The sequence below is a fragment of the Bacillus sp. 11C genome (assembly GCF_055486375.1).
Genome location: NZ_JBUPVZ010000009.1, coordinates 1 through 23,063, shown reverse-complemented (window position 1 = coordinate 23,063; position 23,063 = coordinate 1). Strand labels below are relative to the sequence as shown.

20 protein-coding genes and 2 pseudogenes are annotated in these 23,063 nt (G+C 42.1%); 5 read left to right on the top strand and 17 right to left on the bottom strand.

What is annotated here, in order from left to right; translation table 11 throughout:
* Nucleotides 1-368: 368 nt before the first annotated feature.
* Nucleotides 369-1,373 carry a potassium channel family protein gene (locus ACY3LV_RS13735; RefSeq protein WP_333561768.1) on the top strand — a complete coding sequence of 335 codons (1,005 nt, stop codon included), beginning with the start codon at nucleotides 369-371 and terminating at the stop codon, nucleotides 1,371-1,373.
* Nucleotides 1,374-1,420: 47 nt separating this feature from the next.
* Here the strand turns inward: ACY3LV_RS13735 and ACY3LV_RS13730 are convergent.
* The 5 genes and pseudogenes from ACY3LV_RS13730 to gutB all read right to left on the bottom strand — a co-directional run.
* A pseudogene (locus ACY3LV_RS13730) lies at nucleotides 1,421-1,783 on the bottom strand (SPFH domain-containing protein); the annotation flags it as partial.
* A 29-nt stretch (nucleotides 1,784-1,812) separates the two neighbouring features.
* Nucleotides 1,813-1,956: pseudogene (locus ACY3LV_RS13725) on the bottom strand (PspA/IM30 family protein); the annotation flags it as partial.
* 165 nt (nucleotides 1,957-2,121) lie between these two features.
* Nucleotides 2,122-3,084, bottom strand: a complete 963-nt coding sequence (locus ACY3LV_RS13720; RefSeq protein ID WP_333561767.1) for a carbohydrate kinase — start codon at nucleotides 3,082-3,084, stop codon at nucleotides 2,122-2,124.
* Nucleotides 3,085-3,185: 101 nt separating this feature from the next.
* The gene (locus ACY3LV_RS13715) at nucleotides 3,186-4,562 is read right to left on the bottom strand and encodes a glycoside-pentoside-hexuronide (GPH):cation symporter (RefSeq protein ID WP_333561766.1); all 1,377 of its coding nucleotides are present in this window, start codon (nucleotides 4,560-4,562) and stop codon (nucleotides 3,186-3,188) included.
* A gap of 73 nt (nucleotides 4,563-4,635) precedes the next feature.
* A complete protein-coding gene (gutB, locus tag ACY3LV_RS13710) occupies nucleotides 4,636-5,697 on the bottom strand; it encodes a sorbitol dehydrogenase (RefSeq protein ID WP_333561765.1) in 1,062 nt (353 codons plus the stop codon).
* Between the two features lie 201 nt (nucleotides 5,698-5,898).
* Between gutB and ACY3LV_RS13705 the strand changes: the two genes are divergently transcribed.
* The gene (locus ACY3LV_RS13705; protein ID WP_333561764.1) at nucleotides 5,899-8,373 is read left to right on the top strand and encodes an NB-ARC domain-containing protein; all 2,475 of its coding nucleotides are present in this window, start codon (nucleotides 5,899-5,901) and stop codon (nucleotides 8,371-8,373) included.
* Between the two features lie 586 nt (nucleotides 8,374-8,959).
* Here the strand turns inward: ACY3LV_RS13705 and ACY3LV_RS13700 are convergent.
* The 3 genes from ACY3LV_RS13700 to groES form a co-directional block, all read right to left on the bottom strand.
* On the bottom strand, nucleotides 8,960-11,275 hold the full coding sequence (locus ACY3LV_RS13700) for a glycoside hydrolase domain-containing protein (protein WP_333561763.1): 2,316 nt from the start codon (nucleotides 11,273-11,275) through the stop codon (nucleotides 8,960-8,962).
* 325 nt (nucleotides 11,276-11,600) lie between these two features.
* On the bottom strand, nucleotides 11,601-13,238 hold the full coding sequence (gene groL, locus ACY3LV_RS13695; protein ID WP_333518825.1) for a chaperonin GroEL: 1,638 nt from the start codon (nucleotides 13,236-13,238) through the stop codon (nucleotides 11,601-11,603).
* A 46-nt stretch (nucleotides 13,239-13,284) separates the two neighbouring features.
* A complete protein-coding gene (gene groES / locus ACY3LV_RS13690) occupies nucleotides 13,285-13,569 on the bottom strand; it encodes a co-chaperone GroES (protein WP_003155970.1) in 285 nt (94 codons plus the stop codon).
* 237 nt (nucleotides 13,570-13,806) lie between these two features.
* Between groES and ACY3LV_RS13685 the strand changes: the two genes are divergently transcribed.
* Nucleotides 13,807-14,541: a type II CAAX endopeptidase family protein gene (locus ACY3LV_RS13685; protein ID WP_333561762.1), complete on the top strand. Its 735-nt coding sequence runs from the start codon at nucleotides 13,807-13,809 to the stop codon at nucleotides 14,539-14,541.
* The gene (locus tag ACY3LV_RS13680; RefSeq protein WP_003225680.1) at nucleotides 14,538-14,729 is read left to right on the top strand and encodes a YdiK family protein; all 192 of its coding nucleotides are present in this window, start codon (nucleotides 14,538-14,540) and stop codon (nucleotides 14,727-14,729) included. The genes ACY3LV_RS13685 and ACY3LV_RS13680 overlap by 4 nt, the downstream gene beginning before the upstream one ends.
* Before the next feature lie 39 nt (nucleotides 14,730-14,768).
* Here ACY3LV_RS13680 and tatC read toward each other — a convergent pair whose 3' ends face one another.
* From tatC to moaC, 4 genes are read right to left on the bottom strand one after another with little or no spacing between them, the layout of a single operon-like run.
* Nucleotides 14,769-15,533 (bottom strand): twin-arginine translocase subunit TatC, encoded by a 765-nt coding sequence (tatC, locus tag ACY3LV_RS13675; protein WP_333561761.1) that lies wholly within the window; start codon nucleotides 15,531-15,533, stop codon nucleotides 14,769-14,771.
* Nucleotides 15,534-15,539: 6 nt separating this feature from the next.
* Nucleotides 15,540-15,713 (bottom strand): sec-independent protein translocase protein TatAY, encoded by a 174-nt coding sequence (gene tatAY, locus ACY3LV_RS13670; RefSeq protein WP_003234072.1) that lies wholly within the window; start codon nucleotides 15,711-15,713, stop codon nucleotides 15,540-15,542.
* 21 nt (nucleotides 15,714-15,734) lie between these two features.
* Nucleotides 15,735-16,382: a redox-sensing transcriptional repressor Rex gene (locus ACY3LV_RS13665; RefSeq protein ID WP_087991310.1), complete on the bottom strand. Its 648-nt coding sequence runs from the start codon at nucleotides 16,380-16,382 to the stop codon at nucleotides 15,735-15,737.
* Nucleotides 16,379-16,891: a cyclic pyranopterin monophosphate synthase MoaC gene (gene moaC / locus ACY3LV_RS13660; RefSeq protein ID WP_087991309.1), complete on the bottom strand. Its 513-nt coding sequence runs from the start codon at nucleotides 16,889-16,891 to the stop codon at nucleotides 16,379-16,381. Before moaC ends, ACY3LV_RS13665 begins: the two co-directional genes overlap by 4 nt.
* A gap of 125 nt (nucleotides 16,892-17,016) precedes the next feature.
* Between moaC and ACY3LV_RS13655 the strand changes: the two genes are divergently transcribed.
* Nucleotides 17,017-18,945, top strand: a complete 1,929-nt coding sequence (locus ACY3LV_RS13655) for an ABC-F family ATP-binding cassette domain-containing protein (protein ID WP_464863978.1) — start codon at nucleotides 17,017-17,019, stop codon at nucleotides 18,943-18,945.
* 227 nt (nucleotides 18,946-19,172) lie between these two features.
* On the opposite strand, the gene tsaD is transcribed toward ACY3LV_RS13655, so the two are convergent.
* Genes tsaD through thiL form a run of 5 tightly spaced genes read right to left on the bottom strand, consistent with a single transcriptional unit; the run spans nucleotide 19,173 to nucleotide 22,809 of the window.
* A complete protein-coding gene (gene tsaD, locus ACY3LV_RS13650) occupies nucleotides 19,173-20,213 on the bottom strand; it encodes a tRNA (adenosine(37)-N6)-threonylcarbamoyltransferase complex transferase subunit TsaD (protein WP_087991307.1) in 1,041 nt (346 codons plus the stop codon).
* A complete protein-coding gene (gene rimI / locus ACY3LV_RS13645; protein WP_333561760.1) occupies nucleotides 20,206-20,661 on the bottom strand; it encodes a ribosomal protein S18-alanine N-acetyltransferase in 456 nt (151 codons plus the stop codon). Before rimI ends, tsaD begins: the two co-directional genes overlap by 8 nt.
* A 9-nt stretch (nucleotides 20,662-20,670) precedes the next feature.
* Nucleotides 20,671-21,360, bottom strand: coding sequence for a tRNA (adenosine(37)-N6)-threonylcarbamoyltransferase complex dimerization subunit type 1 TsaB (gene tsaB, locus ACY3LV_RS13640; protein ID WP_333561759.1), 690 nt, complete (start codon nucleotides 21,358-21,360; stop codon nucleotides 20,671-20,673).
* On the bottom strand, nucleotides 21,341-21,817 hold the full coding sequence (gene tsaE, locus ACY3LV_RS13635) for a tRNA (adenosine(37)-N6)-threonylcarbamoyltransferase complex ATPase subunit type 1 TsaE (protein ID WP_333561758.1): 477 nt from the start codon (nucleotides 21,815-21,817) through the stop codon (nucleotides 21,341-21,343). The genes tsaB and tsaE overlap by 20 nt, the downstream gene beginning before the upstream one ends.
* Nucleotides 21,818-21,831: 14 nt before the next feature.
* Nucleotides 21,832-22,809, bottom strand: coding sequence for a thiamine-phosphate kinase (gene thiL, locus ACY3LV_RS13630; protein WP_464863977.1), 978 nt, complete (start codon nucleotides 22,807-22,809; stop codon nucleotides 21,832-21,834).
* Between the last annotated feature and the right edge of the window lie 254 nt (nucleotides 22,810-23,063).

The following is a 23,063-nucleotide window of genomic DNA, read 5'->3' as shown; positions in this document are numbered from 1 at the left end:
TATAGTCACTTGATAGTTCTATTTTAGTAATATAATAGTGACATTTTTGTTACTTCTGATATTATCATAATTATAAAAACACTTACAGTCAATATAAATTTCTGAAAATTTTTTTATCTAATCAAAGAAAAATCATCAATTCAAGGGGAAAATGAACTTTTTTCTTTGTGAAAATAAGTAAATCTAGTCAAAATCTCTGTGAGTTTCTGTTTATCTGCTATCAACGACAAGATGGGTAACTGTTGGGTAACTCCTCCTGTTTTTCTTCTATACAATGACTTTCTTATCAAACATTTGAACAATTGTTTCAGACTAAAGGTAAGAGGAAATAAAAAAGAAAAGATGGCTGGCTAAGGGAGGCAACAAAATTGAATGAGGTTTATGTCATTGCAGGCCTTTTATTGTTAACAGCAGGCATGATCGATTTTTTATGGACCACATTATGGTTAGAGAGCGGCGCAGGCCCGATCACCAGATGTTTGTCAGCATGGCTGTGGAAAGGCTTCCGCAAAATCAGCGGAGACCACGCAAAGGTTCTCAGCACGGCAGGTCCTCTGCTGTTATGCCTGACGTTAGTGATATGGATCATTTTATTTTGGGGCGGATGGTTTTTGATTTTTTCAAGTGACCCCCATTCACTCGTGGAAACTCAATCGAATGACCCGGCATCCTGGTCAGATCGAATTTATTTTGCCGGCTATGTCATGTTTACATTAGGGAATGGCGACCTCGCACCGAACGGACACCTATGGAAGCTGGTCACGGTCATAGAAACCGCTCATGGCCTGCTTACCATCACATTTTCTGTCACCTATTTGATTTCTGTATTGAGTGCGGTTAATCAAAAGCGTTCATTTGCCCAAAGTGTATTAAGTATGGGGCGCGACGGAACAGAAATTGTCAAGAATGCATGGAATGGCAAAGACTTTCACGACATTGATTTTCTTCTTGTCACGATTTCATCAGACTTGGGAAAGCTGACTGCTCAGCATTACGCCTTCCCTATCCTTCATTTTTACCACAGCACGCAGCGTCAGGAATCATCCATTATAGCCGTCACTGTATTGGATGAAGCATTAACCATTTTGAAATACGGCATCCCTGAACAATATCAGCCGAATCAGCTTCACATCAAAGAAACACGCTCAAGTATCAAAAACTACTTAGATACCGTTCATACCGCCTATATCCATTCGGCTGAACAAGTACCGGCGGAACCAGATATCACAAAGCTTCAACAATCAGGCATACCAACTTTATCAAAGAAAACATTTCAAACGACCATCAATTCTTTACAGGAACGTCGTCAATTGCTGCTGGGCATTGTCCAAGCGGGTGCCCGAAAATGGCCTGTTCAGGATTCTACTGAATAAAAAAGTCCGGAGTGTCTGATCACTCCGGACTTGTCACTATATCATTCTCACACAAGCTTCTGGCCGCAATTCGGGCAAAAATTAGCTTCACCGGTTTTTGTTCCGCAGTTCGGACGAAAATTAGGTTTGCCTCCGTTGCCTGATGGCTGTACCTGCTGATTCTGATTCATTTGATTGGCCATATTCATTCCCATCATCATTCCAGCCATATCAGAAGCCGCTCCGCCTCCGCTCATCTTTCCGAGTGCCATTCCATCAGCCATTTACATTTGCTGGTATCTGCGCACATCCCCAACCATACCATAGGAAGCGTTCTTCGTAATCATATCCTGAACTTCTTGAGGATAATTAAAGCTCATGATTTGAAAACCAGTGATCGTCATTCCGTCGCCGATTAATTGCATATCTAACGTATTGACAAAAAGCACCTCGGCGCGCATGCCGCTGTTTCTGTCTTAACCTTAGCCAAATCGCTAGTCATGTTTCTTAAATGATATACCATTTTCTCTGGAATTTAAGCTTTGTCCAATAAAGCATTGATATTCGCTGACATAATATCTTTGAATCTCACAATTATACTCATGATGTCATTTCCACCCAAATTTAATGAATCATTAAAAATGTAATTCTTTAATAAAAAATTACACTTCAAGGTAAAACAACTAACTTTTCACCTGAATTAAGTACAAAAATATAAATAAGATGCCTCCCAAAAGTCCAAAGACTTTCAAGAAACATCCTCAATGATTTACAAAGAAACTTCAATCTCATCCATGCTTGGCAGTGCATCAATCGCTCCAATTTTCGTGCACACAAGAGCTCCCACCTTATTGGCAAAGGACACAATGTCCCGCAGCTTCGCAAAATCAGCATCTACGGATTGAATCTGATCCGTGTTTGCCAATCGATATAAAGCAGCACCGACAAAAGCGTCTCCCGCCCCTGTTGAGTCAATTGATGTAACCGGAATGCTCGGAATGATTTCATGATCTTTTCCATTCGAAAGAAGAGTTCCGCTTTTCCCAAGTGTCACAGCAACAATTTTGGCTCCAATCTCATGAAGGATCGCAACACCCTTTTCATGATCCTTCGCACCGCTGATGATCTCCAGCTCCTCGTCACTGACTTTCACAACATCACTTACAGCAATCGCTCTTTTTGCGACACTTACAAACTCCGAAACCCTCCCCTTCCATAAATCCTCACGATAGTTAGGGTCGAACGAAATAAACTGTCCATTTTCTTTCGCAATCGACATCAGCTGTAAATAGGCTGAGCAAAACGGATCTGATAACAATGCCGTCGCTGAGCCGAAATGAAGGATTTTCGCTTCGTTTAATTTATCCTGGTCAATATCCTCCAGCGTAAACAAAGCGTCCGCGCCTCTATTAAAAACAAAATCGCGCTCCCCATTTTGTTTTAATGAAACAAAAGCAAGCGTTGTAGGCGCTTTCTCATCCATGACCAGCATAGAGGTATCCACCTGTGCAGCGTCCAATGTTTTCTTCAGAAAATACCCAAACGGATCCTTGCCTACTTTTCCGCTGAAAGCGGCGTCTCCGCCCAGCTTAGCAATCGCTGCCGACACATTCGCCGGTGCCCCCCCGGCACTTTTCAAGAAATGGCGGCCTTCCATTAAATCAACATCCACATCGGTACAAAAGAAATCAATTAACAATTCTCCAATACAAACAACAGATTGGCTTCCCACATTATCACACTCATTTGTCAGTTCTCGATTATAGTTTCAGTATAGTGCTTTCTGTCATAAATACAACCGTTTACATAGAATATTTTAAATTTTACGTATACTCACCTTGCAGCCCTTTTCTCCAGATCAGACATCATCTGCTTATATTTTTTTTCAGTTAAAGGATAAAAAGAAATGAGAATAATAGACAGCAGAATGAACAATCCCGGAATGAGCGCATTCATATTTTTAATCGCATTCAATGACGATGCCGTCTGATCAGTATTCGCGGCATACCCGGCGATTCCGAGATAAACGGCCGAAAATGACCCGGCTAACGCGACTCCGAACTTATTGATGAAGCTCATGCTCGAAATCACCACGCCATCGGCCCGGACTCCGGTTTTCCATTCCGCATAATCGACACAATCAGCAACCATTCCCCAAGCAAGGGTATTCAAAGGCGTCGTGAAAAATCCAGAAACGAAAAGCCAAAAGAAAATAAGCGGAATCGAAGAATACGATGTAAACTGAAGGCCGGCGTAAGAAAGAAGCGATAGAGCCGCCGTGATGATCATGACTTGTTTTCTGCCCCACTTCTCAGAAAAGAAAGGAATAAACAGATTGCTGATCAGCGCTGCTCCGAAAAATAAAACGGTACCCAAAAACACGAATTCTTTATGATTGACGTTATACGTAAAATAGTACACCATCGTGCTGAGCTTAATATTAAATCCGATCGCAAAAGCCAAAAATGATGAAATTAACACAAGCAAAGGTTTGTTTCGAAACAAAACGGATAACGTCTTTTTGATTCCTTGTTTTTTTCTTTTTTTAGGCTGAATCCGCTCCCGCACAGTAAAGAAACTAAATAGATTCAAAGCAATGCTGACCGCCGCATAAATGAGCGCCGTCATCTGAAATCCAAACGCCTGATCCTCTCCTCCGATAGCAGTTGCAAGCGGTGTCGCACAGGAAATGGATAAAAGGATGCCGATATAGACCAAAATCATCCGGGTTGTGGTCAGAACCGTTCGTTCCTCCACAGAATTCGTCATCCGCCCCGTTAAGCTGTTCACCGGAATCGTTTGCATACTAAAGGACATCCCAAGCAGAATATAGGTGATATACGCATATACCATATTCCCCGTCTCACCAAAATGAGGCGTCGTGAAACATAAAAACGTAAATAACGCAAAAGGAAATGTCACCCACAGCAGATATGGCCGTGCCTTTCCCCACCGTGTATTCGTTTTGTCTAAAATCAATCCCATGATTGGGTCAAAAATAGCATCCAGCACCCGCACAACTAGAAACAAAGTGGCGATCACCGCAGGCTGAATGCCGCCGACATCTGTATAATAGAATAATAGGTATGCATTTACAAACTGAAAGACAATATTATACGACATATCACCGAATCCATATCCGATTCGTTCAAACCAGGACAGGCCATGATGCTTCGCCTTTAATGCCGTTGCTTTTTCTGTTTCAATCATCATTTCCCACCCCAAGAATCCGTTTTTATTTCTAGTAAACAAGAGGGAGAATCCAAAGCCCCTCCCAGTTCACTCAGCGATTTGGATACACCATTACTTTTAAACATTCATTCTTAAATTGAAGCGCCCGCTCCATCGCCTCATGCGTCTGCTCCAGCGTATATTGGTCCGTTACAAGATGCTTCGTGTCTACAATGCCTGAAGCGAGAAATTCGATTCCCTTTGGATACGTATTGGCATAACGAAAGATCCCGTAAATATCAATCTCATTGTCTGCAATAAACGGCACATTAAGCGGAATCTCGTTCTGTGAAGGCAAACCGACAATCGCCAGTTTTCCGCCCCGGCGCACAGAAGCCAGTGCGGATTGCAATGCCTTTGGATTTCCCGCTGTTTCCCAAGCAACATCTACGCCTCTATCATTCGTGATCGTTTTAATCTCTTCAAGCGCGTCCTGTTCACGGATATTAATGACATGAGTCGCTCCCATTTTTTTCGCAGCCTCTAACCTCAGCGGCTCTAAATCGGTCACAATAATTGTGCCTGCCCCAAACGCTTTAGCTGCCGCAACAGCCATTAACCCCACAGGGCCCATTCCCATAATCGCAATCGTTGATCCAGGCTGAAGCTTCGTTCTCGCCGCTGCATGAATGCCAACAGAAAACGGTTCAATCAAAGCCGCATCTTCATAGGAAAGTGAGTCTGGGATAAAAAAAACGAAGTCCTGACGCATTTTAATATATTGGACAAACGCGCCGTCTACCGGCGGTGTAGCCAAAAACTGTACATCCGGACAAAGGTTATAACGTCCTTCCTTGCACGCCTCACAGCGTCCGCACGTGACACCCGGTTCAACAGCTACACGGTCTCCCACCTTGAATTGTTCGACAGACGATCCGACTGCGGCAATTTCACCCGCGCATTCATGACCGAGAATAAATGGTTTTTCTACTACATAATTGCCTATTCTGCCATTTGTATAGTAATGCAGATCCGATCCGCAAATTCCGACAGCCATCACCTTAATCAACACTTCATCATGATTGATGTCAGGCACAGGCAATGTTTCAATTTTGATCTCTCTTGTGTTGTGCATAACAGCCGCTTTCATGTTCTGAGGTACTGTGTGAGTCATTTGGCAAATTCCTTTCTTTAGAAAATAAAATGTAAGTGCATACATTTTTGTTTTCTCTGTTACTGCCCCCATTTTATCTGCTTTTCAAGACGTTCAACAGCCTTTCCTGCTGTATAAAAGGACAGCTGCACTGTACTTTTATTTTTTCATATACAAAAAACGCTGGATTGATAAAATAGTACTAATAGGAGGTGCAGGCTTATGGCTGAACTTGAAAACCGAAAACAATTTGCAGAACTGCTGGCACCTGCCGTCAAATCACTCAAGCTTCATCCTGATTATAAAGTCAGAAGGAAAAAGAACGAAAAAACAGGACAGTCTTATATAGATAAAATCGCACTCCAGCTGGGAGTCTCCTCTAACACGATCAAAAGCTGGATCGGACAGATGGGTGCAAACTATATTCCCGGAAGAATTGAGGACGGAAAACTGTTCGGGATGATCTGGATCATTCTCGAACAGACCGACTTCGATATCGAGTGGCTGACGAACCTGCTGGGAACCACCACCATTCCTGTCATTAAACCCGCATTGCCTGTATGGGTAGCGTCTTGTCTTAAAAAAGCAAAAACGCTAGGAAAAGATGGATCGTTTGGAGCTCCGATTGATGACGATATTGAAATAGCAGTAAAACGGCTGTTTCATGATATCCCCGTCCAAAAAACGAATGCGCTTACAGAAAAGCCTATCACGCATAACCTACCGTCACGCTGGTCCGGGAGCTTTATTGGTCGCAGCTTTGATATGGAAGCGATACGGCAATGGATGCTTTCTCCGTCACCAGTCTGTTTAATAACTGGCTGGGCCGGCATGGGGAAAACCACAATCGCTCTTGAAGCTGCCTATTCCTGTGTCGACGATATTTCAGATTGGCCGGCATTCAACAGCATCATCTGGGTCAGCGCCGATTGGAAAGGTTTAAGCTTTAGCGATTTTTTAAATACGATCGCCTATCAGCTCGGACGCGCTGAACAAATCGATAAATCAATCAATGAAAAACGCTTCGTCGTCCGCAATGCATTAGCCAATTACACAAGAGAAAAACCAGTACTGCTGATCGTTGACAGCATCGATACCGCAGAACGTGACATTCACGAATTTATCACAGGGCTTCCGCAAGGCGTGAAAGTTCTGCTCACAGCACGAGAAAACGTAAAACAAACCTATCGGGAAGGCTCCAGAGAAATGGCAGCCATCCAGCTGAGCGGCCTTGACCAAACAGATGCCCTAGTATTTTTTCATCAAGAAGTGCATCGCTGCTTACAAACATGCAACCTCCCACATAAACAGGAAAAACTGGAACAGCTGTTACATCTATCGTCTGAACTGAAGAACGAATTCATATCAGCGACTGCCGGAAACCCGAAAGCCATGGCACTCAGCATCGCCTATATGTCAGACGATGACATTCCCGCTCAGCAGCTGATTCATGAACTTGGAAAAGCGGGCTACTCTCTGTTGGAATTGTTTGCGTTCCTCTTTGGCCGCACCTGGGACAGATGCAATGAAGATACGCGAAAGCTATGGCAGGTGCTATGCTTTTTCAGCAAGCCGCCAGATGAAAAAAGCCTGGCGGCAGCGGCCGGATTAAATGCCCGTCGTTTTCATTATGCAATTGAACAAATGCGGGCATATGCTCTGATTCAGCCGGAACGAAACGAAGAAAGAACACAGTACTTAGCGCATCAAACCGTTGTCGCTTACGGAGAACAGTACTTATCCGAACATCACGAATATGAAAAGGAAGCCCGCAGCCGCTGGGCTCACTATTATATTGAGTATGCCGAAACCCATTTAAAGCGGGAACAGCCCAACTCTATCTATTGGAGCTACCTGTTGGGACGGAATTTAGATCAAATGAAACAAGAATGGCCAAATATCTTAAAGGTCATCAAATGGGCAAGCGAAACCAGACAAAAAGAATTCCTAATCGAACTCATCACCCGCGTCAGCCATTTTCTGAGCAGAATCAACCTGCCCTTGCGAATCGAATACGGGTGCAAAGCCGCCAACGCCGCCAACCAATTAGGCAAACACACACGAGAAGCATACTTCCGAATCGACACAGCAGGCTGGGCACTGATGGAAGTCAATGATTTAGACGGAGCGCTTCAGCAAATAGAAGCCGGCCTGAAGATTCTTGAACAATCGGACGCGGCAGATCACGACGCTCATGATCTAAAAGTTTGGGGACTCGCACTGCAATCGAGGCTGTTTTTAAAAGCCGGGCAACAGGAAAAAGCAGAAACCATTTTAAATGAAATCGAAGATCAACAGATTTCACCTACAATTCAACACAGGGTACTACTGGTTCGCGGTGACTTAAGCTTCGCGAGAGGTCATGATGAAGAAGCCATTCAATTATACGAAGCGGCAAATGAGATCAGCTCAACGTACGGCGGCGAAAAAACGATAGAAGCCTATTTCAATCTGGGTGTCGCTTACGTGAAGTGTGATCAGTTTGAGAAAGCGGAAGAAGCCTTTGAGCAGATGCTTTATGACAAACACAACGAGAATCAGGTTGAGTTGATCTATTATTATTATGGGATGGCGCAGCTGTTGTATCGTAAAGGAAAGAAAACGAAAGCGATGGAATCTAATCAGAAGGCGATTCGTTTGATTGATTCGTGGGAGCCTGCGATTGGGATTCGGGGTGAGGTGGAGCGATTTAATTAATTAATGCCATTTAAAAGACAACTATAATCTAGCTAGTGGTATGAGCTTTTAAAATATACATGCCCTTGTTGTTTATAATGATAAAAAAGGCGTCTCACCAGTACAGCAAATTGGTGAGATACTTTTTTAAAAAAATTAATATTTCACAGAAACAAATACAATTACTTATTTTTAACTAAAAATATTGTTTCCATATGTTTTGTTTATGGATGATTGTTATTCTTTACACTAAACCCGCCATCAAAATTCCCATTACAATTAAAAATAAGAGTAAAAGAATACAAAGTATTAGAATATAAAAAGAAATATACTTACTAATCCCTTTAGGTGCTTTGATTGCTAGAATACTCCCCACAACTATCCCTAGAATTCCAAGCGCCCAATGGATATGGGGTAGAAAACACAATGTGAATAAAAGGATGATAAGCGACACTGTTCCTGAATATTTCCTCATGTCCCCCCCCTTTCTATTTTCCTCCATTAAATCAAAAAGAAAATTGAACTTATAATTTGTTATATATTCTTGAGATCTTAAAATATAGAGTACCATATTTTTTGAAATGTATGGTACTCTACTCTAAATTTTCTATTCACTTGCTACAAGGTCTAGTATTTTATCAGCGAAAGCATTTGCAATAATTTCTCCCTCTTCTTCCGTGTAATAAGGGACTTCCATTTGCATTGAACCTCTCAGAGCTACCCTCGCCGCTGTAATATCAGGATTATCTCCAATCATGATATTTCTTGCATTCAGTCTCAAGTTATTTTCATTACTATTAAATTTATTTTTATAAAATAGCTTATATCTTGAGAAAACAAGACTATTATAATACTCTTGAACTGCATTTAAAATTGGCTTAGTGTTATTATTTAATAAGATCTGTGCGATGTTAATAGCATCGATATCTCCAAGGAAATCCGAATTATCAAAGTTACCAGCCGATGATTTTGTACCAATCAATTCGTAGGCAGCTTTATATGTTCTTGTTTCATTGTCGCCACTATACTTATCTCTATTTTTATATACATCTGCAGCAACAGTAAATAAATCACCACCCCACCCTGCTAAATCTTGCTGTGTAGTTCCAACTAACGGAAGATTCGCATACAATAGAGCAGATAATGTAGCCATAAGATGAGGAAAATCAATAACTTCAGATTTTGAAACGGGATCAGTTGCATAGACAAAACTATTTTCTCCTACAGCATTAATAATATGCTCCTCAAAGTCTTTATCAAATTGTCCAGAAGTTAATGTCCATATTAATGATTCATATCTTTTGCGACGATAATAGTTGGTTGTAAGCTTATTCGCTTGATTAATATCATTGTTTGTATATTGAAGTCCTAAAAGTTGAATTTCATATAATTGCTTATATAGCTCTTGATTGAGATCAGTTGAGAAATCAAGACTTGAAGCCCCATCATCAAGTCCGGACTTAATATTATTGTCTATTTCAATTTTACTGTCTCCTGAACCAACACTAATAGTTGAAATTTGATCGAATGCCCAATTTTTTGGCAATGGGTAGCCTAAATTTGCACTAAATCCCGTGGACATATCACTTACAAAACTGGTTGTTGCCCACCCTTTCTCCGATACTTGACTGCAAACATTCCGGGCTCCATATATTCCAACTTTGTAACGGTTCCCCAGATATTTCATTTGTTCATTAATACCCTTAAAGTGTGGAAGTATTTTGTTAGTTATATCATCTCCTAAAGCGTCAAAATCCACGGCAAAATATATTGTTGTTCCATTTTTAAATCCATAATTTTTAGCAGCCGTAAAAGCATCTTGAGCATCTCTTTTCCCTTGTGCTTCACTGAAATGTCTTGAATTATTCCCATAAGTTTGATATATCGGAAAAACAGTTAAACCAGCATTAAAAATAGTTTTTAATTCACCAGGTTTTATTTTTTTCTCCAATCCCCCTGGAATGTCTACAAGATAACGACCAATAGTTTCATAGCCTGCTTTTTTTAAAGCTTTAGCTCTAGCAGACGTAACTTCTGTTATACAATCACAAGCTGTTCCTTTACGATTAGGATCTCCTTTACTCTGCAACAAAGAAAGCCAAGTTTGTTTTCCTGTAACTCCATCAGCTGGCAACTTAACAAATTGTTGAAATTCACTTACTACATTTTTTAATAGTGTACTGTACTGGCCATTGAAATCTCCTGGATTAAAGTTATTTACATATAATGCATATTGAAGGAGCTTAACAAAGTTCGCATTAGTACTCCCTATGCTCAAAGTTGGTAAAAGGTTGGTCGTAGAAGGCCCAATTGATCCCGTTTGTAGAGAGGAAGAAATTCCCTCTTCTGTTTGAATACCGTATATTAAAGCTTTATTAGTCCCTCTTTGGTAGTAACCATCACATGGTTGGACTCCAGAAGTTTTGTAATATTTTGAATTAAGATCTCTTTGCATTTCTCTAATTCTAGAATTACCACCAGATGTGAGCACATAAGCATCCATAGTTAAAAATGCTTTAAATATATAGGAATAAACTTTCCCGTCACGAATAGGCAGTCCCGCATCAGTTTGTAATTTAATTACTGCAGCTTTAGTCCCTTCCCCAAAAGTTCCTGTAAATCCAGTTGGATTGTAACCTTTACAATACATTGCTCCTTGAAGGATTAGTACGATTCTTTTTCCCTTGTCATCAGTAGGAATACGCCCCATTTCCATTTCTCCCCAGGATTTGTACGCTGCTTCAGTTCCTGGTCCAAAATTATCAGCAGGTGTAGAGATTCCAAGTTCAATTTGCAAAGCTCTAGTTAAAGCATACATCGTGGACCAACCAGTTTTCCCACTTTCAGGAGCTGGAACAAAGCCGGGCTTTCCAGAGTAAGCAGCATTTACCCATAGTTGAACTTTCTGAATCATTTCATCCATTATGGTCACCTCTTTTATAGTATTCATATCTAGGTGGCAAGCGTATGACAAACTCCATCAAAAGGCTTTTTTGCATTAAAACACTTATAAATGAAAAATTAAGACATTTTAAATTAATACCATGCAATTATTGAAAAAGGTAAGCGGAGTCAACAATAAAATATATACCTACTTTTCACCTCATAATAAAAAGGATGCTTCCTCTAAAGTCCAGTAGACTTTTGGAAGCATCCTCAATGAATGTTATTTTTTTGTTATTTTTCCAGCTACTCGGGTGATGAGAAACGGTAAAACCCCTAATATATCAAGAGTTTTCGCCGTTTAATTACATCATTCCACCCATACCGCCCATGCCGCCCATATCAGGCATACCAGCACCGCCGCCAGCATTCTCTTCTGGTTTGTCAGCGACAACAGCTTCAGTTGTTAAGAGCATTGCTGCTACAGAAGCCGCGTTTTGCAGTGCAGAGCGTGTCACTTTCGTTGGGTCAACGATACCTTTGTCGATCATGTTTACCCATTCGCCAGTTGCAGCGTTGAAGCCTACGCCGATTTTTTCGTTTTTGAGGCGCTCAACGATGACAGATCCTTCAAGACCAGCATTGTGTGCGATTTGACGGATTGGCTCTTCAAGCGCGCGAAGCACGATGTTGATACCTGTTTGAGCATCACCTTCAGCTTCAACTGCCGCCACTTTGTTATATACATTTACAAGCGCTGTACCACCGCCGGATACGATGCCTTCTTCAACAGCTGCACGAGTTGAGTTCAGGGCGTCTTCGATGCGAAGTTTACGCTCTTTCAGCTCAGTTTCAGTCGCAGCGCCGACTTTGATGACAGCTACGCCGCCAGCAAGTTTCGCAAGACGCTCTTGTAATTTTTCTCTGTCGAATTCAGAAGTTGTTTCTTCCACTTGAGCGCGGATTTGAGTCACGCGGGCAGAAATTTTGTCTGTTTCGCCAGCGCCTTCAACGATTGTTGTGTTTTCTTTTGTAACCACAACTTTAGAAGCACGTCCCAATTGTGTGATTTGAGTCGATTTCAGGTCAAGGCCAAGATCTTCTGTGATGACTTCTCCGCCAGTAAGGACAGCGATGTCTTCAAGCATTGCTTTACGGCGGTCACCAAAGCCAGGAGCTTTAACAGCCACTGCGTTGAATGTGCCGCGAAGTTTGTTCACAACAAGTGTTGCAAGTGCTTCGCCTTCAACATCCTCAGCGATCAGAAGCAATGGTTTGCCTTGCTGAACAACCTGCTCAAGCACAGGAAGGATTTCTTGAATGTTTGTGATTTTTTTGTCTGTGATTAAGATGTAAGGATTGTCGAGAACCGCTTCCATCTTATCAGAGTCAGTTACCATGTAAGGAGACGCATATCCACGGTCGAATTGCATACCTTCAACAACTTCAAGCTCAGTTGTGAAGCCTTTAGACTCTTCGATTGTGATAACGCCGTCGTTTCCTACGCGCTCCATTGCTTCAGCGATAAGGCTTCCGACTTCCTCATCAGCAGCAGAGATCGCAGCAACCTGAGCGATAGACTCTTTGCCTTCGATCGGCTTAGAAATTTCTTGTAAGTTTTCGATCGCAACCGCTACAGCTTTTTCCATACCTTTACGCACGCCTACAGGATTAGCGCCTGCTGTTACGTTTTTAAGGCCTTCACGGATCATTGCTTGCGCAAGAACTGTCGCAGTTGTTGTACCGTCACCGGCAACGTCGTTTGTTTTGCTGGCTACTTCAGCAACAAGCTTAGCACCCATGTTTTCAAACGCGTCTTCGAGTTCGATTTCTTTAGCGATTGTTACACCGTCATTCGTGATTAACGGAGAACCGAATTTTTTCTCTAGAACCACGTTGCGTCCTTTTGGTCCTAAAGTTACTTTTACAGCATCAGCAAGTGCATCGACACCGCGAAGCATTGCGCGGCGAGCTTCTTCACTAAACTTAATATCTTTTGCCATTTTTACAAAACCTCCTCGAATTTTTAAGTATTTGTTTATTTAAGAATTAGCCGATAACAGCTAAAATGTCGCTTTCACGTAAGATTAAGTATTCAGTACCTTCGTATTTCACTTCAGTACCTGCGTATTTTGAGAAGATAATGCGGTCGCCCTCTTTTACTTCTAAAGCAACGCGCTCTCCGCTTTCTAACACGCGACCTGAACCAGCTGCCACGATTTTGCCTTCTTGCGGTTTTTCTTTTGCAGAATCCGGCAACACAATTCCGCTGGCAGTTTTTTCTTCAGATTCTACGAGTTCAATGACAACGCGATCACCTAATGGCTTTAACAATGTAATAACCTCCTCAATAGTATGAATATGTAATTTTAGCACTCAACACTAAAGAGTGCTAACACAATTCTTATAATAAAGAATCTCACTTCCAATTTCAAGTGATAAGATAAAAAAATTTTCACGCTTACATGATTCTTTTCAGCACCCTTATCCCTTAGCTTTTTCACCCCCGTTCTGATTATGTTACAATAGCTGTAGACAACGAAACCCATTTAACAAAGGAGTACATACCATTTGAGAAAACAGTATTGGTTTATTATTTTGACATATATCATTATGCAGTTTTCCTACATAATTGCGATTCCCTTGTTCTTTAGATTCGGTTATGCCGGAGGACAGCCTACCAAGGAAAACATGCTGCACGCACAAGGATTATGGTCCGTCATCAGCTTTATCGCCTGTCTCATTGTCGTTCTGCTTATTCTGAGAACGGTTCCGAAGACAACGTTGCGAAACGGCCGGAAAGACTCCGTCGGGCTTTCTATCCTATGGGCGATAGCCGGTTTTTTCATTGCCCTCTTCTCTCAAGGAATAGCAGGCTCTATTGAATATTATATATTCGGCATCGGAAGAGAATCAGAAAATACACAAGCCATTCTTAAAGTCATTCAGGCAGTCCCGTTCATGATTATCGTTTCTTCTATCGTCGGGCCTATATTAGAAGAAATCCTCTTCAGAAAAATCATTTTCGGGGCGCTTTACGAAAAAACGAATTTCTTTTTTGCAGGACTGCTTAGCTCGATTATTTTCGGTATTGTTCACGCTGATTTGAAGCATCTTCTTCTTTATACAGCTATGGGCTTTACCTTTGCCTTCTTGTATGCGAGGACAAAACGGATATGGGTGCCGATTTTCGCCCATGTCATGATGAATACATTTGTCGTTATCATGCAGCTTGAACCTGTTCAGAAGTACCTTGAACAGCAAAGCACACAAATGCAATTGATTATTGGAGGATTATTTCTATGAGAAACCCGGTAGTTTGGGGAATGATCTATTTTGCCGTAGGGTGCATCTTTACTTATCTTGCCGCAAGCTCGCCAGGCAGCATGTGGTCATTTTACTCCATCCTGCTGATGGTGTTCGCCGCTTACAACATCAGCATTTCATTTAAGATGTTCGCCTTTTCATTTAAAATCAAAAAGAACCAGAAATAAAGAAAATCCATTTCTCCGTATGAGAAATGGATTTTTTTATTATTGCCCGGAAGACACGTCCTGATCGGAAGCGCTGCTTTTCTGCGCTTTCCGATAGGCGGCCTTCGATATAAAAATACTGATTTCATATAAAATCAACAGCGGAACAGTGACCATCATATGAGACAAAAGCTCAGGAGGAGTAATCAGGGCAGCGATCACAAGCAGCGCAAAATACGCATACTTTCTGATTTTCGCTAAGAACATGGGTGTCACAATTCCAAGCCTGGTCAAAAACATGAGAATGACCGGCATTTGGAACAACAGTCCGAACGGAATTGTCAGCTGCAGAAGAAAATGAAAATACTCATTAATTCCGATCACCTGATTGACATTCAAGTCCTGAGAGATTCGCTTCATAAAATCAACAACAAAAGGAAATAAAATATAATACGAAAAAGATAAGCCCGCTAAAAACAACAAAACAGAGATCGGAATGTAACCGAGCGTTACTTTTCGCTCTTTCTCATAGAGGCCTGGACTCACAAAAGCCCAAAGCTGATAAAGAATAACCGGGGAGGTCAGAACAATGCCTATGATAAACGCAAACTGCATAAACACAAAAAGCGGATCTGTCAGGTTAAACGCGTTAAGCGTAAGCTCCTTCGCTTCATCTGTTTTTTGCAGATACACAATAATCGGCTTCGCTAAGAAAAATCCCGCGATGAAAAAAACGACAAACGCCAGCGCCACAACCAGCAATCGTTTTCGAAGCTCAGCAATATGCTCCAGCAGCGACATTTGATTCACATTCATTCGTGTCACCCTAACCTACTGATCTTCTTTCTTTTTTTCCTCTTCATCACTCGTTAATCCTTTAGTAGCGTTTTTGAATTCACGAAGTGTGTCTCCCGCTGCTTTCCCCAGTTCAGGCAGCTTTTTAGGACCGAAGATAATTAAAGCAACGATTGCGATAACAGCAAGGCTTCCAGGACCGATCGGCATATGTGGGCTCCTCCTTTCCCTCTATTCGATTTCCTCCAAAACTGAATAATGCTTCAAGAAATAAACCAGTGATTGAAGCTCTACAGCTAAATCTATATGATGAATTCGAATGTGTTCCGGCACATTCAAGCGGGCCGGCGTAAAGTTAAGAATACCCTTGATTCCTAACGCGACTAATCTGTCTGTAATAGGCTGAGCAGCAACTGCTGGCACTGTTAGAATGGCAACTGATTCATTTTTTACGTACTGTTCAAGGTCATTAAGGTTATAGACGGGCACGCCGCCTACCTCAGTTCCTATTTTACTCTCATTTATGTCAAAAGCCATAGAAATTTTTGTGTTATTATTTTTTGTGAAATTATAGTGAAGAAATGCCGTTCCCAAGTTCCCGACACCAATCAAGATGACGTCTGTCATCTCATCCTGATCAAGCGTTTTGCGGAAAAAAGACAGCAAATAATCCACGTTATATCCATATCCTTTTTTGCCAAGAGCTCCAAAATAGGAAAAATCCCTGCGAATCGTGGCAGAATCAACCTTTACGGCATCACTGAGTTCAGCGGAAGATACACGCTGTTTTCCTGACGCATGCAGATTCTTTAAAAAGCGATAGTAAAGCGGCAGCCTTTTTGCCGTCGCCTGCGGAATTTTTGATTGATCCTTATTCATTTTTGGTCCTCCAAATTATACTCGGATAGTTCTCTCTTAAAGTCACCGTTTTTCCCGCCTGTCTTTTCCAGCAAGAAAGTAGGGCCGATGACCATCCCCTTATCAAGGGCCTTGCACATATCGTAAACGGTAAGAGCGCACACCGATGCAGAAGTGAGCGCTTCCATTTCCACACCTGTACTCCCTTTCGTTTTGACCTGTGCTTTTATATGAAGTATAACTTCTTTTTCTTTTATTTTCCAGTCAAACGATATATCTACTCCGCTCAGTGAAAGCGGATGGCACATCGGAATGATATTGGACGTTTGCTTTGCGGCCATAATGCCTGCCACTTGTGCAACAGCCAGTACATCTCCTTTGCCGATATCGTGACTTTGTATTTTCTCGTACACTTCATTCTTCATGTGTACGCTTGAAACAGCCGCCGCAGTACGGACAGTCGAAGATTTTTCGCTTATATCCACCATCTGGGCTCTTCCCTGTTCATTAAAATGAGAAAATCCATTCATATTAAAACTCTCCTTAAAAAGATCATACACTATTTTCTTCTCTATGTCTTATTCGGCCAATGTATTGTTTGCTGACTTCTGATTCATAAGCTACACTTAACTTATTATAGCAGAGGTGAAATAATATGATGATCTTACAAGTTAATCAGCTGTCCAAATCATTTGGTGCTGATACTATTTTAAACAATATAAAGCTGGAAGTCAGAAATCGTGATCGCATCGCCATTGTAGGTAGAAATGGCGCGGGAAAATCCACGTTGCTTAAAATTATCGCAGGCCAGCTATCGTATGAAAAGGGCGAAGTCATTAAACCGAAAGATATTACAATGGGATATCTCGCCCAGCATACGGGCTTGGATTCTAAGCTTACCATAAAAGAAGAGCTGCTGACTGTTTTTGACCACTTAAAAGCAATGGAAAAGGAAATGCGGGCTATGGAAGAAAAAATGGCGGCAGCTGATCCGGATGAATTGGAAAGCATCATGAAAACCTATGACCGGCTTCAGCAGGATTTCAAAGATAAAGGCGGCTATCAATATGAAGCGGATGTCAGATCTGTGCTGCATGGCCTCGGCTTCAGCCATTTTGACGATTCTACACAGGTGCAAAGCCTCAGCGGAGGCCAGAAAACAAGACTGGCCCTAGGCAAGCTTCTGTTAACACAGCCTGATTTGCTCATTCTTGATGAGCCGACAAACCATCTCGATATTGATACACTAACCTGGCTTGAACATTATTTGCAGGGCTATTCAGGCGCCATTCTCATCGTTTCTCATGACCGCTACTTTTTGGACAAAGTGGTAAACCAAGTATACGAGGTATCTAGAGCTGAAAGTAAAAAGTATCACGGCAACTACAGCGCTTATCTCGACCAAAAAGCCGTGCAATATGAAAAAGATCTTAAAGTGTATGAAAAGCAGCAGGATGAAATCGCAAAGCTCCAGGACTTCGTAGACCGAAATCTGGCAAGAGCCTCTACCACAAAAAGAGCGCAAAGCCGCCGAAAGCAGCTTGACCGAATGGAAGTCAAGGCAAAACCGCTTGGCGATGAAAAATCCGCAAACTTTCATTTTGATATTACAAAACAAAGCGGAAACGAAGTCCTGCGTGTTCAGGAACTCACAATCAGCTATGAAAACCAGCCGCCGCTTTTAAGAGAAGTGTCTTTTATGCTCACAAGAGGAGAAAGCGCTGCGCTTGTCGGCCCTAACGGAATCGGTAAATCGACATTGCTGAAAACATTAATGGACACCCTGAAGCCAGATCAAGGAACGATCTCATACGGCTCAAATGTCAGTGTCGGCTACTATGATCAAGAGCAGGCTGAGCTGACTTCCTCCAAACGTGTCCTTGATGAGCTGTGGGATGAGTACCCCGGGCTTCCGGAAAAAGAAATCAGAACTTGTCTCGGGAACTTCTTGTTTTCCGGAGATGATGTATTGAAACCCGTGCATTCACTGAGCGGGGGTGAAAAAGCAAGAGTGGCCCTTGCTAAGCTGATGCTTCAAAAAGCAAATTTTCTCATCCTTGATGAACCAACAAACCATCTGGACTTAGATAGCAAAGAAGTTCTCGAAAACGCGCTGATTGATTATCCAGGCACACTGTTATTTGTCTCACATGACAGATATTTTATTAACAGAATCGCCACAAGAGTCTTGGAGCTTTCTTCAAACCATATAGAAGAATATCTGGGAGATTACGATTATTATACAGAGAAAAAAACAGAACAGCTTGAACTGGAGAAAATGAATCAGCAAGAGGAAACTGAAAAAACGCCAGCTACAGTAAAGTCTGACTCCAAACGTTCCTACGAAGAAGAAAAAGAATGGAAAAAGAAAGAACGCCAACGGCTCCGTCGGATTGAAGAAATTGAAACCACTGTTCAAACCATTGAAGAAAACATCAGCCGCAATGATGAATTGCTTTGTGACCCGGAAGTCTTTAAAGATCACGAAAAGGTACAAGACATCCATGCAGACAACGAGAAACTCAATCAGGAGCTGGAGATTCTTTTATCCGAATGGGAAGAACTATCCACAGAAGAAGCTTAAAAAAAGTCAAGCACCTCTTTTTAGAGGTGCTTTTTATCCACAGAAAATAACCTTTTAAGTAAACAAAGTAAGCGCTTTATACACATTATCCACAAAATATTCTGAATTTATTCACTTTATTAACAGCGTCTTCAGCCCTTTATCCATCTATATCTCCATAATTACTCACAGACATGTGGATAAATTGAGAATTATCTGTTAATAAAAGATAAAAAGCCTCACGTCATTTATATCGTGAGACTTTGATAAGAAGTCAATTCAAGGCCAGGCTGCCCATTCATATCATATGAACCGCGAATCCCCTTCTCAAAAGCAATGGTACCAGCCGCAGCAATCATCGCAGCATTATCCGTACACAACGCTAACGGAGGAATGACAAGCGCAATCCCTTCATGCTGTGCAAATTCCTTTTCTAGTGCTGCTCTGAGTCCTCTGTTTGCAGCTACTCCACCAGCTAAAAGGACCTGTTTAACACCATATTCCTTTGCCGCACGCGCCGTTTTCGTCACCAAGACATCAATTACGCTATTTTGAAAACTCGCAGACAAATCTTCCGGAGCAATCTCTTGTCCTTTTTGAGACGCATTATGAAGCGTATTGATCACGGCAGACTTCAACCCGCTGAAGCTGAAATTGTAAGAGCCTTCTTCAAGCCATGCCCGAGGAAGCGGAATATTGCCATTCCCTTTTTCAGCAAGCTTATCAATTTGCGGTCCGCCCGGATACGGCAGTCCCATTGTTCGCGCCACCTTGTCATAAGCTTCACCCGCTGCATCATCGAGCGTTTCCCCAATGACTTCAAATGATCCGTGTTCCTTCATATAGACCAATTCCGTATGGCCCCCTGAAACGACCAATGCCAATGCCGGAAACACGATCTCTTCTACAAGACGATTCGCGTATATATGACCGGCTATATGATGGACGCCAATTAACGGAATGTTATGCGCAAAGCTCAATGCTTTAGCAGCGTTCACTCCGATAAGAAGAGCTCCCACAAGTCCCGGACCTTCAGTTACTGCAATCGCGTCAATATCACTATACGTCATGTCAGCTTTACGAAAAGCCTCTTCTATGACCAAAGTAATCTGCTCAACATGATGTCTTGAAGCAATTTCCGGAACAACGCCTCCAAAGCGCTTATGGCTTTCAATTTGAGAGGCCACTACGTTCGAAATGATTTCTTTCCCGTTTTTCACAATTGCTGCCGCCGTTTCATCACAGCTTGTTTCAATTCCTAATACGTAAGTCTCTTTTTGCTCACTCATTTATCGTCACCCACATAATTAACGCATCTTCCCCGTTATCAGTATAATAGTTCTTTCTTATTCCGCCGGGCTGCATCCCGAACTTTTTATATAAGCCTTGAGCAGGATGATTAGAAACCCTCACTTCAAGCGAAAGCCGCCTTGCGTCTTTTTCTTTGCACAGTTCCATCGCTGAGCGAAAAAGCGTTTCTCCTAAAAACTGGCCGCGATACTCCGGTTTGATCGCGATATTCGTAATTTGCGCATCGTCCATCACAATCCAAATCCCGCAATACCCAGCAACATGGCCGTTCTTTTCAATCACGAGATAATGAGCATACGGATTTTCCAGCAGCTCATGATAAAACGAATCCTTCGTCCACGGAGACGTAAAGGAGGATGTTTCGATTTCGTATACGTGATCAATATCATCATGCCGCATGTTTCTGACCGCTGCTTTTGTTTTCATCCTATCACCCTACTTTTGACTTTCAATCCATTTCGCTTCAGCTTCCGCCAGCCGCAAGTATTCCGGGACAAGGCCGTGAACATCAGCTGCTTCTTTTTCCGCCCCTAGAAAACCCAATTCTGAAGGACGCGGGTTATGCTGAGCAGCAGCTCCAATCATCCCTTTTGGTCCAAGCACATCCTCTATCATCTGCTTGTGAATGGAAGTATCATGACCTAAAAACAAAACAGGGCGTTCTTTTTCTTTTAGCATCTCCAGCCAATCGGCCAGCATCACATTTTGATCAGGAACAACTTGATCCAAAAGCCCGTTTTTGTATTCATACAGACCTGTATACACCTGTCCACGTCTGGCATCAAAGATAGGGCTGATCAGCCCGTCAAAATGCCGTCCATTTGCCGCAAGCGCCTCAAGGCTTGATACAGCAGTAATCGGAATGTGTAAAGACCAGGCAAGCGTTTTTGCGAGCGTCACGCCAATCCTGACTCCTGTGTATGAACCAGGTCCTTTCGCAACCACAATTTTAGAAAGATCCTGCGGTGTCATATCACAATCCTTCAGCAATGAATGAACAGCAGGCATTGCTCTGACAGAGTGGTTCTTTTTCAAATATGTAATGTGTTCTGCTATGACGGTGTCTTCTCGAAGCAGCGCAATGCCCAACGTATAATTTGATGTGTCAATTGCTAATATTGTCATGTCCACTTATCTCCTCACAAAGCATTTCATACCGATTCCCGTCAGCAGTAAAGGTAATTTCCCGCTCATCATCGCCAGCTCTTTTAATGACAATCTGCAGTCGCTCCTTCGGAATCTGCTCTTCAATTAAATGGGCCCATTCAACGAGACAGACACCTTGTCCGTGAAAATATTCGTCAAGTCCCAAATCTTCACTTTCATCTTCCATTCTATACACATCCATATGATAAAGAGGAAGTGTGCCATCGTTATATTCTTTTATAATTGTAAAAGTCGGACTGTTTACAACACGTGTAATTCCAAGTCCTTCCGCAAAACCTTTCGTAAAAGTCGTTTTTCCGGCCCCTAAATCGCCCTCTAATGTCAGGACGTCTCCCGGTTTAGCAAACGATGCCGTCAGCTTAGCAATCGCTTTTGTTTCTTCAGGATTTACAGTTCTCCACTTTAATTGCTTCACACGAGTCACCCGTCTTATTTAAAATGATTATATCCTTTTTTTTCTATGATCTTTGATGTTTTATTTGTTTTTAGGATCACGTTGGATTCAGTTTTTTCTCTGACATGACCAATCTTTGTAACGGGCAGTTTAAGTGTTTCGCACGCTTGCTTCAACACTTCCCATTCCTCCTTTGAAACCGTCCCTGTCAGCTCAAAATCCTCACCGCCAAACAAAGCCCACTCTTTCCAGTTATGATGGAGCTTAGGCAAGTCAGAATGGACTGGTAGCATGCTTTCATCGATTTCAATTGAAACACAGCTGGCTTCCGCAATCTCATTTAATTCACTTGCTAATCCGTCACTAATATCATTTAAAGCTGCCCGCTGAACATTCGAGCATAATCTGCCGATGCTTACTCTCGGCTGAGGCCGTTTATGCTTGTTGATAAAGTAATCCGCTTCAATAGCTGAGTTTTGGAGATCAATCTCTTCTAACAATAAAGAAAGTCCAGCTGCAGAAGAACCGATTTCACCGGTTACAAACACAATATCATTCGGTCTTGCCAAGCTGCGCAAACAAGCCTGTCCCTTTTCAACTTCCCCGATTACAGTGACTGTGACAACTAATTTGTCAGAGGTAGAGACTGTATCGCCTCCAATCAAATCCATATGATATAGTTTCGCCAGTTCATTCATACCTTCATACATCGCCTTAATTTCCGATTCCGTCCATTTTGAAGGTACTGCAAGTGATACCAAATAAAATTTCGGAATGCCTCCCATTGCGGCAATATCACTTATATTAACGGCTAATGCCTTATACCCGATATCTTTAGGTGAGGAATAGTGCAATTTGAAATGCACGTCTTCTACCATAGTATCAACACAAACAATTTCCTGAACGCCGTGTTTTGCAGTATAGAGCGCTGCATCATCACCAATTCCTACATCAACGGAAGAATGGTGAATGGCCCGCGGAGTAATGCTATGTATCAAATCAAATTCATCCATGAACCTAAACCCCTTTCAACCTGCTTAAACCTATATGTGCTCTTCCTAGTGTATCGAATTTTGCTGTAATATCCAAGATGTTGCTGATATAAAAGAAAGCTTGGCTATGACACCAAGCAGAAGCTACAGTAAAAGAAAACACAAAAAAAACGAAAACATGATCGTTTCGTTTAATAAAAAATGGCGGTCCGGACGGGACTCGAACCCGCGACCTCCTGCGTGACAGGCAGGCATTCTAACCAACTGAACTACCG